Here is an 11,874-nt window from a genome sequence, read left to right on the forward strand (position 1 = left end):
TTCCGCCGGGGGGGGGCCTTCTCGCTCAGGTGAGCGCTCGGTCGACTCTCAGCCGACGTCGACCGCGCTCCAGGCGGCCGCCACTGCCGCGGCCTGGGTGCTGTTGGCACCGAACAGGTCACGCGCGGCGCTGATCGTGCCGGTGCGGGCCTGCGCGTAGGTGGTGCCGGAGGTGAAGTAGGTGTCCAGCGCGCGGAACCAGATCTTCTGCGCCGCGTCGCGCCCGATCCCGGTGATCGTCGAGCCGTCGCACGTCGGCGAGGTGTGCACCTTCCCGCCGATCGTCTTGGTGCCGGAGCCCTCGGCGAGCAGGTAGTAGAAGTGGTTGCCGATGCCCGAGGAGTAGTGGACGTCGGCGTTGCCGGCCCCGGCGGTGTAGCAGCTCATCGACGAGCCGTCGAGGGACGGGTCGTCCATGCGCCGGAAGCCCTCACCGTTGGCGAGGTCGAACTCCTCGCCGATGTAGTAGTCGGCCGGGTCGTTGGGGTTGGCGGCGTAGAACTCCACCATCGTGCCGAAGATGTCGGACGTCGCCTCGTTGAGGCCGCCGGACTCGCCGGAGTAGGTGAGGTTGGCGGTGTTCTGGGTGACACCGTGAGCCATCTCGTGACCCGAGACGTCGAGGGAGACCAGCGGGCCGAACGTCGTGCCGTTGCCGTCGCCGTACGTCATCTTCGTGCCGTCCCAGAAGGCGTTGACGTAGTTGCTGCCGTAGTGGACGCGGCTCGGGGCGCCGGCTCCGTTGCCGAAGATGCCGTCGCGCCCGAGGACCAGCTTGAAGTAGTCGAACGTCATCGCGGCGCCGTAGTGGGCATCGACGGCCGCCGTCTCGCGGTTGCTGTTGCTGCCGTTGCCGAAGACGTTGTCGGAGCTGGTGTAGGCCACGCCGTTGGTGCAGCCGAACCCGAAGACCGAGCACCACGCGCTGTCGGTGCGGTTCTGCATGTCGGTGGTCTTGGCGTTGCCGTGTGCCACGTCGGTGAGGGTGAAGGACGAGCCGCTCTTGGCGACCGAGAGCGGAACGGTCCCGCTGTAGAGGGAGCTGCCCTCGCCGTCGGCGGTGTGGATGCCTTCGACCCGACGCAGCACCTCGCCGCTGCGTGCGTCGACGTACGTCGAGAGCCGGCTCGGCGTGCCGTCGGCGTGGCGCCCGAGGGTCTCGACCTCCCACGCGAGCCTCGGCTCGTCGCCGAGGGCGTCGACGACGAGTCGCGGAGCGGTGTCGGCGGCACGCAGGTTCTTGATGGGCTCGGCGATCAGTGCGCCGCTCAGCGCGCGCGACCGGGCACGTGAGGCCTTCAGGGACGGCTTCGCGCCGAGCGAGAGAGGTGCGTCGAGAGTCTGGCTGACGCCCTTGATCGCGTCGTCGGGGCGCTGGTGCACCACGAGGTCGCCACCGACGACGGGCAAGCCTTTGTAGCTGCGGTCCATGCGCACGTGGGTGGTGCCGTCGGCGTCGACCATCGTGTCGGTCACGTCGAACTCCTGCTCGACGGACTCGCGGGCCAGCCCGGGGCGTGCTTCGAGGGCCTTGAGGGCCGCCTCGCCCACCGCGGCAGGGTCGGCCTGCTGCGCCTGCGGGAGCGGCGCCGAGGCCGCAGTCGCTCCGGTGGTGGGCTGGATTCCGAGCGTGCCGGCGGCCAGAACTGCAGCCGCGGCAAGACCCAGGGATTTCCGCATGGTGTGCCTCTCGTCGAGCGTCGGCGCCCTGTTGGGCGACGTCCGCGACGACCTTCCCAACTCGACAGCCGCACCGACACCGCGACGACACCGCAGGTTTGTGCGTTGCACAAACCTGCAGGCAGACCCGGTCTAGCCGAGGTCGATCAGGTGCTCGAGGCCGATCGTCAGCCCCGGTCGCGACCCGATGGCTCGGACCCCGGCGAGGACGCCGGCCGAGAACGACGAGCGCGCCATCGAGTCGTGGCGGATCGTGAGGGTCTCCCCCACCCCGCCGAGCAGCACCTCCTGGTGCGCCACGAGGCCACTGATGCGCAGCGAGTGCACCGGTACGCCGTCGACGACAGCACCGCGCGCGCCGTCCAGCGCGGTCGACGTGGCGTCGGGGGCGTCGGCGACCCCGGCCTCACGACGCGCGGCGCCGATGAGCTCCGCCGTACGACGGGCCGTGCCGGAGGGTGCGTCGGCCTTCTGGGGGTGATGCAGCTCGACGATCTCCACCGACTCGAAGTGGCGCGCTGCCGCCGCGGCGAACTGCATCATCAGCAGGGCGCCGATGGAGAAGTTGGGGGCGATCAGGACGCCGCTGCGGGGGCTGTCACCCAGGAGGTCCTGCAACGTCGCCAGCCGCTCGTCGTCGAATCCTGTGGTGCCCACGACGGCGTTGATGCCGTGCGCGATGCAGAGCTCGAGGTTGGCCATCACGACGTCCGGGTGCGTGAAGTCGACGACGACCTCGGCAGCGGACCGGACCAGCTCCTGCACGTCGTCGCCGACGTCGATCCGGGCGACCAGGTCGAGCCCGTCTGCCCCCTCGACGGCTCGACAGACCTCTGCACCCACCTTGCCGCGGGCTCCCAGGACACCTACTCGAATCGTTGACGACACGTGCTGAGCCTAGGGTGTGCTGAGAACTACACGACTCCAGGCCGGTCGGTGAGTGAACCGGCGCGTCGCGTCTGGCAGGCTGTGGCCATGGTCGCACCCACGATTCCCGCGCGGATCCGCTGGGCGGTGGATTTCATGGATCCTCAGCCCACCGATCAGCTGCTCGAGATCGGCTGTGGCGCAGGCGCCGCCGCCGAGCTGATCTGTGGACGCCTGGAGTCCGGAAAGCTCTTCGCCATCGACCGCTCCGAGTCCGGCGTCGACCGCACCAAGCGTCGCAACGAGGAAGCCGTCAAGGCCGGCCGGCTCACCGTCCGCCAGATCGACCTCGCCACCCTGCGGGTGCCGGTCAAGCGTCTGCATAAGGTCTTCGCCTTCAACGTCAACCTCTTCTGGGTGCGTGACTGCGCCGACGAGATCGCTCTGCTGCACGAGCGCGTCGTCCCCGGCGGCGCGGTCTACCTGTTTTTCGAGGCGACCCGTCGCGACGAGGTCCCGAAGATCGTCAAGCAGGCCTCGGCCGCGCTGAGCGAGGGCGGCTTCCGCGTCTCGGTCGTCGACAACCAGCAGCCTGCCGTGATCGGGATCATCGGACGCCGCTAGTCCGCCCGCGGTCCACCCCGTTCGCTCCGCCCACCACTCGCCGCGCGCAAGCATGTCGCCGCATCTCGATACGGCGACGCCTCGCTGCGCTCGTCCGTCACCTACTCGATGACCACAGGCTCGTCGGCTACTCGACGACCGACCCCGCGCACCGGTCGCTCGGCGATCACGGCGACCTCGGTCATCGAGTAGCCGGCCACGCGACGAAGGAGCGGGCCGGCGTATCGAGATGTCTACGGGCCGACGATCGCAAGGATCTCCGGGCGCGAGAAGACCGCGGCCGCGACGGCCCGGACCTCCTCGAGCGTCACCGCATCGATGCGCGCCAGCACGTCGTCGACGTCGAGCAGCTCGTCGTGCACCAGCTCGGCCCGGCCGAGCCTGGACATCCGCGAGGCGGAGTCCTCGAGGCCCAGGACCAGTCCCCCGCGCAGCTGTCCCTTGCCGATGCGCAGCTCGTCGGCGGTGATGCCGTCGGCGGCGACCCGCGCGAGCTCGGCCCGCACGGTGGTGAGCACCTCGTCCAGCTTGGCCGGCAGGCACCCCACGGCCACGCCCACGACGCCGGACTCGGCGTGGTGGGAGGCGAAGGAGTAGACCGAGTAGGCCAGGCCCCGGTGCTCCCGGATCTCCTGGAAGAGCCGGCTCGAGGTGCCACCGCCCAGGGCGGTGTTGAGGACACCGAGCGCGAAGCGGTCCGGGTGGTCGCGGTGCAGGCCCTCCATGCCGAGGACGACGTTGACCTGCTCGAACGGCCGGCTGGTCGAGACCCGCCCGGCGTTGACGCCGACCAGCTTGGGCACGGTCGCGAGCTCGGGTGCCGCCTCGCCGTCGAGGAAGCCGGCGCGGCCGAAGGCCTTGCGGACCTGGCGCACGACGCGGGCGTGGTCGAGGTTCCCGGCCGCTGAGATCACGATGTTGGAAGGACGGTAGTGCCGCTTGTAGAAGCGACGGATCCGGGCGCGGTCGAGTCCGGTGATCGATGCCTCGGTGCCGGCGATGGCCCGACCCAGGGGTGAGTCGGAGCCCCAGGCCTGCTCGGCGAAGAGCTGGTGGACCACGTCGTCCGGGTCGTCGTCATGCATCGCGATCTCGTCGAGGATCACCTCGCGCTCGGCCTCGACGTCCTCGTGCGCGATCACCGAGGAGGTGATCATGTCGCCGAGCACGTCGACGGCGAGCGGGAGGTCCTCGTCGAGGACCCGGGCGTGGAAGCAGGTGTACTCCTTGGCCGTGAAGGCGTTGAACTCCCCACCCACCGCGTCGAGAGCGATCGAGATCTCGAGCGCGGTGCGCTCCTCGGTGCCCTTGAAGAGCAGGTGCTCCAGGAAGTGCGAGGCCCCGTGCAGCGCCGCGGTCTCGTGGCGCGACCCGACGCCTACCCAGACCCCGATCGTGGCGGAGCGGGCGCCTGCCATCTGCTCGGTGACGATCCGCAGGCCGCTGGGCAGGACGGTGCGTCGCACCTGGGAAGTCACCTGACCGCCGGTGTCTCGCACCGTCGAGAGGGTGCGGGTGCTGCCGGACTTCTGCATGGTCGTCATCTGACAATCCTTCCTGGGCCCTGGTGAGGGCTGGTGAGGGCTGGTGAGGGCTGGTGAGCACTGGTGCGGGTCGAGCCAAAACGCCGCTCGGCCCGCCGCGGTTCGCGCGGCGGGCCGAGACGGCGTCAGTTCGAGGTACTCACTCGTTGGTGGTGTCCTCAGCGGCGTCATCGCCCGAGGCATTGTCCTCGACGACGGGGATCAGCGAGAGCTTGCCGCGGTCGTCGATCTCGGCGATCTGGACCTGGATCTTCTGGCCCACCGAGACGACGTCCTCGACGGCGTCGACACGCTTGCCGCCGGCCAGGTCGCGCAGCTTGCTGATGTGCAGCAGACCGTCCCGACCCGGCATCAGCGAGACGAACGCACCGAAGTTCGTCGTCTTCACCACGGTGCCGAGGTAGCGCTCGCCGACCTCGGGCATCGTCGGGTTGGCGATCGCGTTGACCGCGGCACGCGCGGCCTCAGCAGCCTCACCGTTCGTGGCACCGATGTAGATCGTGCCGTCGTCCTCGATGGACAGCGACGCACCGGTGTCGTCCTGGATCTGGTTGATCACCTTGCCCTTCGGTCCGATGACCTCGCCGATCTTGTCGACAGGGATGCGGACCGTGATGATGCGCGGCGCGTGCAGCGACATCTCCTCGGGCTCGTCGATGGCCTCGGACATGACGTCGAGGATCGCCAGGCGCGCGTCGCGGGCCTGGGTCAGTGCGGCAGCGAGCACCTCGGCCGGGAGGCCGTCGAGCTTGGTGTCGAGCTGCAGCGCGGTGACGAACTGGCGCGTGCCGGCGACCTTGAAGTCCATGTCGCCCATGGCGTCCTCGGCACCGAGGATGTCGGTCAGCGCGACGTACTGCGTCTCGCCGTCGACCTCGCCGGAGATGAGGCCCATCGCGATGCCGGCGACGGGCGCCTTGAGCGGCACCCCGGCCTGGAGCAGCGACAGGGTCGAGGCACAGACCGAGCCCATCGAGGTCGAGCCGTTGGAGCCCATGGCCTCGGAGAGCTGACGGATCGCGTAGGGGAACGTCTCGCGGTTGGGCAGCACGGGGAGCAGCGCGCGGCGCGCGAGCGCACCGTGACCGACCTCGCGACGCTTCGGCGAGCCGACGCGGCCGGTCTCACCGGTGGAGAACGGCGGGAAGATGTACTTGTGCATGTAGCGACGCGTCTTCTCGGGCGAGAGCGTGTCGAGCTTCTGCTCCAGCGTCAGCATGTTGAGCGTGGTGACACCCAGGATCTGGGTCTCGCCGCGCTCGAACAGCGCCGAGCCGTGGACGCGCGGGATGACGCCGACCTCGGCGTGCAGCGGGCGGATGTCGGCGGGGCCGCGGCCGTCCATGCGGACCTTGTCGCGCAGGACGCGGGTACGCATGAGCGACTTGACCAGCGACTTGAATGCAGCGCCGACCTCCTTCTCGCGACCCTCGAACCGGTCACCGAGCGAGTCGAGCAGCTCGGCCTTGACGACGTCGAGCTTGGCCTCGCGCTCGAGCTTGTCGGCGATGGCCAGGGCCGGGGTGGCACCGGCGGTCGCGGCGGCCTCGACGGCCTCGTAGACGTCGTCCTCGAAGTCGAGGAAGACCGGGAACTCCTGGACGGGCTTGGCGGCCTGCTTGGCCAGCTCGGCCTGAGCGTCGCACAGCTGCTTGATGAAGGGCTTGGCGGCGTCGAGGCCACCGGCCACGACCTCCTCCGAGGGAGCGGTCGCGCCGTTGAGCACGAGCTCGTAGGTGTCCTCGGGAGCCTCGGCCTCGACCATCATGATCGCGACGTCACCGGTGTCGGTGACCCGACCGGCGACGACCATGTCGAAAACGGCCTTCTCGAGCTGGCTGTGGGACGGGAACGCGACCCACTGGCCCTCGATGAGCGCGACGCGCACGCCACCGACGGGGCCGGAGAACGGCAGGCCGGAGAGCTGGGTCGACATCGACGCGGCGTTGATCGCCAGGACGTCGTAGGGCTGGTCGGGGTCGAGCGCCATGACGGTGATGACGACCTGGACCTCGTTGCGCAGACCCTTCTTGAAGGTCGGGCGCAGCGGGCGGTCGATCAGGCGGCAGGTGAGGATGGCGTCCTCGCCGGGACGACCCTCGCTGCGGAAGAACGAGCCGGGGATCTGGCCCACGGCATACATCCGCTCCTCGACGTCGATCGTCAAGGGGAAGAAGTCGAAGTGGTCCTTGGGGTGCTTGCCGGCGGTGGTGGCCGAGAGAAGCATGGTCTCGTCGTCGAGGTAGGCGGTCACCGAACCGGCGGCCTGGCGGGCGAGGAGCCCGGTCTCGAACTTGACGGTACGGGTGCCGAACTTGCCGTTGTCGAGAACGGTCTCGACGGCGGAGATGACGGGTTCTGTCACGTTGATCTTTCTGTTCGCGATGCGATCCGCGAGGTGCCGCGCACGTGCTCAGCAGTTGCTGAGCATCTGATGGGGTTGGCCGATCTTCGATCGAGGCGCCCGCTGTGCCGGGCTGCACCGGTTGCACCGGTGAGCACGTGGTGCCCCTGAAGGGGCACAGCGGGGGCCACTACCGAGGACCGGGCCAGACGGTGGCGCGGATCGCTCCTGTGGATGTGTGTTCAGTTGTGGCGCGCTCGTGAGAGCGCCCGTGGATCGAATGTAGTACTTCGACCGACGACAGAAGGGACCCACCTGATGGTGAGTCCCTTCTTCGAAGTCAGCGGCGCAGACCGAGGCGCTCGATGATCGAGCGGTAGCGGTCGATCTCGTCCTTCTTCAGGTAGTTCAGCAGCCGCCGGCGCTGGCCGACGAGCAGCAGCAGACCACGACGGCTGTGGTGGTCGTGCTTGTGGGTCTTGAGGTGGTCGGTGAGGTGGGAGATGCGGTGGCTGAGCAGCGCGATCTGCACCTCGGGCGAACCGGTGTCGCCCTCGGTCGTGGCGTACTCGGCGATGATCTTCTTCTTCGTCGCTGCGTCGGTTCCGATCGACATGGCGGCTCCTTCTGGTTCACTCGTTGCGCGGCGCGCCGGGGCCTGTTCTCCCGGGCACTCTCGATCCGCGGCCGTTGCACGGCGGGGTATCGGGGTGTTGCTGCGTGATGCTGCTCCCGTGAATGGTCCCGGGGGCAACCGGTGAAGACTAGCGCGCGCCGGTCGCACCGCCCAAAATGCCGGGCCCGTCGGCCGTCGGAGCCGCCTGGCACCATCGTGACATGACGTCGAGAGGCCAACGCTCGGGGCGGGCCCTCGCCGACCTCGCCGTGGTCGCGGGCCTGGCCCTCCTCCTGGCCCTCCTCCTGGCCGTGCTCCAGACCGCCTGCTCGCCGGTGCGCTCCCTCGAGAGCGAGCCCCTGCCCCCTGCCACCTCCGCGGGGGCAGTGGTGCGCACGCTGCTGGACGACGTACGGCGGGTCGCGCGCCGTCCCGACCTGCCCGGCTACGACCGCAGCTGCAGCCCCGGCGACGGCTGTGTGTTCGGCACCGACTGGTCCGACGCCACGGAGGCACCACTGAGTCGCAACGGGTGCGACACCCGCAACGACGTCCTCGGCGCGACGCTGGTCGACGTCGAGTTCTCCGAGCGCAGCAACGGCTGCGACGTGGTCGCAGGGCTGCTGGTCGACCCCTACACCGGCGACACGCTCGACTACGCCACCGACGGGTCGCAGATCCACATCGACCATCTCTTCCCGCTGGCCGCGGCCTGGGACCTCGGCGCCGCCTCGTGGAGCGCCGCCGAGCGCGCGACCTTCGCGAACGACCCCGACCTCGAGCTGCTGGCGGTCAGCGGCACCGCCAACCTCTCGAAAGGTGACAGCACTCCTGCCGACTGGCTGCCGCCCGACGCGGACTTCCACTGCTCCTACGTCCGCGCTTACCTCGAGGTCGCCCTCGCCTACGACCTCGCGATCACCGACGCCGACCGAGCAGCGATGGAGCGAGTCCTGGTCCAGGGCTGCTGAGTCGACTCACATCAGCGCGATGGCGAAGTAGCCGTCGACGGCAGTGCCGGCGAGATTGGTGACAAAGACACCGTGGCCCCCGTGCGGGTTGCAGGTGCTGCCGAACTCGAGGTTCACCGTCGCGACGTGCTTGGTGAAGTCGGTGCCGTGCGCGGAGACCACGACCGAGCCGTAGTTGCCGATCCCGTTGCTCGTGCCGGGCTTGCTCCCGAGGCAGTAGACCCCGGTGGCGGGGTGGACGACAGTCAGGTTCTCGAAGGCTCCGACCGGGTTGTAGACCGCGCCCGCCGGGAAGATGAGAGCCGATCCTCGAGCCGTTCCCGCGGGACCCTGCTCTCCCTGCTCTCCCTGCTCTCCCTGCGCACCCACCGGGCCGGACTTCCCCTGGAGCTTCTTGACCGTCTTCTTGTTGAGGTCCTTGACCTTGATCGTGCCGTCCTTGATCTGGGCGCTGGTGATCAGCGATCCCGCCACCGCCGACCCGGCGCTTGCCAGGCACAGGACGAGCAAGATGGCGATGGCGCCGACATGCGGACGCAACCGTGGGCGTGGGTTCATGGCTGGTGCTCCGGTCTGCTCGGGGCCGCGGACGGCCGAGGAGTGCCGAGCGAGCGCCCGACTTTTCATGGTGCGACCGCTGTGACCAGGTCGCCATAGTCCGTCGTGACCATCCGGCGCTGGGGTCGGATCGCACCGCCACGCGCCTCCCAGCGTGCGACGATGCCGAGGTGGACGACGTCACCGCAGCACCGGCTCCCGGCAGCAGGGCCGCCTTGGCCGCCTGCAACCTCTGCGAGGCCATCTGCGGCCTCCGCCTGAGCATCGAGGACGGCGTCGTGACGTCGGTCCGGGGCAACCGCGACGATCCGCTCTCGCGCGGCTACATCTGCCCGAAGGGTGTCTCACTCGCCGACGTCTACACCGACCCCGACCGGCTGCGTCGTCCGGTTCGCCGGGTCGGCGAGGGCGCCGAGGCGACCTGGGAGGAGCTCGGCTGGGAGGAGGCGCTCGACCTCGTCGCCGACCGCATCTCTGCAACGATCCAGACCCAGGGCGGCGACGCCGTCGGGGTCTACCTGGGCAACCCCAATGCCCACTCTCTGGGGTTCGGCACGCATGGCCCCGGCTTCATCAGGTCGTTGCAGACCCACAACCGGTTCAGCGCCTCGACGGTCGACCAGATCCCTCACCAGTTGGTCGCCCACCTGATGTACGGCCACCAGCTGATGATCGCGATCCCCGACCTGGACCGCACATCGTTCTTCCTGGTCGTCGGTGCCAACCCGATGGCCTCGAACGGCTCGCTGATGACGGTCCCCGACTTCCCGAACCGCGTGCGCGACCTCAAGGCACGCGGTGGCCGGATGGTCGTGCTGGACCCGCGCCGCACCGAGACCGCGAGGGTGGCCGACGAGCATCACTTCGTGCGCCCCGGCACCGATGCCGCCGTCCTGCTCGCGATGCTCCAGGTGATCCTCACCGAGGGGCTCGCCCGTCCGCCGGCGTACGTCGACGGACTCGACCACCTTGCCGACCTCGTGGCCGACTTCACCCCCGAGGACGCCGAGCGCGTGTCCGGGGTCCCGGCCGCGACGGTGCGCGAGCTCGCACGCGAGCTGGTCACCTCCGACGCCGGCGTCGTCTACGGCCGGATGGGGGTCTCGACGCAGGCCTTCGGCACCGTGTGCCAGTGGGCGATCGCCTGTCTCAACGTGATCTCCGGGCACTTCGACTCCCCCGGCGGCGTGATGTTCACCGAGCCGGCCGTCGACATGGTCGGACGACGCATCGCCGGCCCCGGACGCTACGACCGCTGGCGTAGCCGGGTGCGCGACGTGCCCGAGTTCGCCGGCGAGCTGCCGGCCTCGGCGATGGCCGAGGAGATCACGACCCCGGGACCGGGACGTATCTCCACCATGGTCACGATCGCCGGCAACCCGGTGCTCTCGACGCCTGGCGGACAGCACCTCGCCGAGGCCCTCGCGCAGCTCGACTTCATGGTCTCGGTCGACTTCTACATCAACGAGAGCACGCGGCACGCCGACGTCATCCTGCCGCCCACGAGCGCGCTCGAGCGCGACCAGTACGACCTGGTCTTCCACGGCTTCGCCGTGCGCAACACGGCGCGGTGGACACCCGCGGTGTTCGAGCCGGACGACGACCAGCGCCACGACTGGCAGATCTTCGCCGCTCTCACCGAACGGATCTCCGAGCGGCTCGGAACGCCGCTGAGCGCCGAGGCCGCCGGCAGCGCTGCAGCGTCCCCCGCCGAGCTCGTCGACCTGCTGCTCGCCACCGGCGACCGGGCGACCATGGCCGACCTGCGCGAGCACCCGGAGGGCGTCGACCTCGGCCCGCTGCGGCCCACCATGCCCGGGCGTCTCCAGACTCCCGAGCACCGGATCGACCTCGTGCCTGCGCTGGTCACCGACGACCTTCCGCGGCTGCGAGCGGCGCTGGGCGACGCCACCCCTGACTCGGACGAGCTCCTGCTCATCGGGCGCCGGCACCAGCGCGACAACAACTCGTGGATGCACAACACCTCGCGCCTGACGAAGGGCAAGGCGCGTCACCACCTGCTGATGCACCCCGACGACCTCGCCGTGCGCGGCTTGACGGACGGCGCCGTGGTCGCGGTCCGCTCACGCGTGGGTCGGGTGGAGGTCGAGGTGCGCGCCACCGCCGACCTGATGCCCGGAGTCGTCTCGCTCCCCCACGGCTACGGCCACCAGGTCGCGGGCACGCGACTCGCCCATGCCTCCACGGTGCCGGGCGTCTCGATCAACGACCTGACCGACCCTGCGCTGCTCGACGTGTCGGGCAACGCTGCTCTCAGCGGGGTGCCGGTGACGGTCTCCGCGCCCTGATCTCGCTCGGGGCGCGAAGCAGCATCACCCGAGCAGCTCGAGCACCGCGGCGCGCGCAGCGGCCGGGTCGGCGGCCTCCAAGGCGGCCTCGGCTGCTTCCTCGCACTGCTGGGTGGTCACGGTCGCGAGCCGCGCGCCGACCGGACGCGTCGCGGCTGCCGCCATCGACAACGACGTGATGCCCATCCCGACCAGCACGCAGGCCAGGAGCGGGTCGGCCGCAGCCTCACCACACACACCCACGGGCTTGCGGGCCTGCACCCCGGCCTCAGCCGTGATGGCGATCAGCTGGAGCACCGCCGGCTGCCAGGCGTCGGTCAGGTGCGCCAGTCCGGTGGCCATCCGGTCGGCGGCCATCGTG

The 11,874-nt window shown here is 69.9% G+C and carries 10 protein-coding genes; 3 read left to right on the forward strand and 7 right to left on the reverse strand.

Going from position 1 to position 11,874, the window contains the following annotated elements; genetic code table 11:
* Positions 1-48 precede the first annotated feature (48 nt).
* Positions 49-1,680 (reverse strand): M4 family metallopeptidase, encoded by a 1,632-nt coding sequence (locus VOI19_RS04995; protein WP_323791854.1) that lies wholly within the window; start codon positions 1,678-1,680, stop codon positions 49-51.
* A gap of 132 nt (positions 1,681-1,812) precedes the next feature.
* Complete coding sequence (gene dapB / locus VOI19_RS05000; RefSeq protein ID WP_323791855.1) at positions 1,813-2,568, reverse strand: 4-hydroxy-tetrahydrodipicolinate reductase; 756 nt, start codon at positions 2,566-2,568, stop codon at positions 1,813-1,815.
* An 87-nt stretch (positions 2,569-2,655) separates the two neighbouring features.
* Between dapB and VOI19_RS05005 the strand changes: the two genes are divergently transcribed.
* The gene (locus tag VOI19_RS05005) at positions 2,656-3,171 is read left to right on the forward strand and encodes a class I SAM-dependent methyltransferase (protein ID WP_323791856.1); all 516 of its coding nucleotides are present in this window, start codon (positions 2,656-2,658) and stop codon (positions 3,169-3,171) included.
* A 233-nt stretch (positions 3,172-3,404) separates the two neighbouring features.
* Here VOI19_RS05005 and VOI19_RS05010 read toward each other — a convergent pair whose 3' ends face one another.
* From VOI19_RS05010 to rpsO, 3 genes are all read right to left on the reverse strand, one after another.
* On the reverse strand, positions 3,405-4,715 hold the full coding sequence (locus tag VOI19_RS05010) for a pitrilysin family protein (protein ID WP_323791857.1): 1,311 nt from the start codon (positions 4,713-4,715) through the stop codon (positions 3,405-3,407).
* A 139-nt stretch (positions 4,716-4,854) separates the two neighbouring features.
* A complete protein-coding gene (locus VOI19_RS05015; RefSeq protein ID WP_323791858.1) occupies positions 4,855-7,080 on the reverse strand; it encodes a polyribonucleotide nucleotidyltransferase in 2,226 nt (741 codons plus the stop codon).
* Between the two features lie 319 nt (positions 7,081-7,399).
* Positions 7,400-7,675, reverse strand: coding sequence for a 30S ribosomal protein S15 (gene rpsO, locus VOI19_RS05020; RefSeq protein WP_323791859.1), 276 nt, complete (start codon positions 7,673-7,675; stop codon positions 7,400-7,402).
* Positions 7,676-7,896: 221 nt separating this feature from the next.
* Here rpsO and VOI19_RS05025 point away from each other — a divergent pair, with 221 nt between their 5' ends.
* Positions 7,897-8,646 (forward strand): HNH endonuclease family protein, encoded by a 750-nt coding sequence (locus VOI19_RS05025; protein ID WP_323791860.1) that lies wholly within the window; start codon positions 7,897-7,899, stop codon positions 8,644-8,646.
* A gap of 6 nt (positions 8,647-8,652) precedes the next feature.
* Here VOI19_RS05025 and VOI19_RS05030 read toward each other — a convergent pair whose 3' ends face one another.
* Positions 8,653-9,204 (reverse strand): hypothetical protein, encoded by a 552-nt coding sequence (locus tag VOI19_RS05030; RefSeq protein ID WP_323791861.1) that lies wholly within the window; start codon positions 9,202-9,204, stop codon positions 8,653-8,655.
* A gap of 170 nt (positions 9,205-9,374) precedes the next feature.
* Between VOI19_RS05030 and VOI19_RS05035 the strand changes: the two genes are divergently transcribed.
* Positions 9,375-11,513: a molybdopterin-dependent oxidoreductase gene (locus VOI19_RS05035; RefSeq protein WP_323791862.1), complete on the forward strand. Its 2,139-nt coding sequence runs from the start codon at positions 9,375-9,377 to the stop codon at positions 11,511-11,513.
* Positions 11,514-11,537: 24 nt separating this feature from the next.
* On the opposite strand, the gene VOI19_RS05040 is transcribed toward VOI19_RS05035, so the two are convergent.
* A partial coding sequence (locus tag VOI19_RS05040) for a putative PEP-binding protein (protein ID WP_323791863.1) occupies positions 11,538-11,874 on the reverse strand: 337 nt, incomplete at its 5' end.

Origin of the sequence: Nocardioides sp., from assembly GCF_034670285.1 — a bacterium.
Lineage (GTDB): Bacteria > Actinomycetota > Actinomycetes > Propionibacteriales > Nocardioidaceae > Nocardioides.

Coding starts and splice junctions, on each gene's coding strand:
- VOI19_RS04995 (WP_323791854.1), bottom strand. CDS start 1,680: ATGCGGAAATCCCTGGGTCTTGCCGCGGCTGCAGTTCTGGCCGCCGGC.
- VOI19_RS05025 (WP_323791860.1), top strand. CDS start 7,897: ATGACGTCGAGAGGCCAACGCTCGGGGCGGGCCCTCGCCGACCTCGCC.
- VOI19_RS05030 (WP_323791861.1), bottom strand. CDS start 9,204: ATGAACCCACGCCCACGGTTGCGTCCGCATGTCGGCGCCATCGCCATC.
- rpsO (WP_323791859.1), bottom strand. CDS start 7,675: ATGTCGATCGGAACCGACGCAGCGACGAAGAAGAAGATCATCGCCGAG.
- VOI19_RS05010 (WP_323791857.1), bottom strand. CDS start 4,715: ATGACGACCATGCAGAAGTCCGGCAGCACCCGCACCCTCTCGACGGTG.
- VOI19_RS05005 (WP_323791856.1), top strand. CDS start 2,656: ATGGTCGCACCCACGATTCCCGCGCGGATCCGCTGGGCGGTGGATTTC.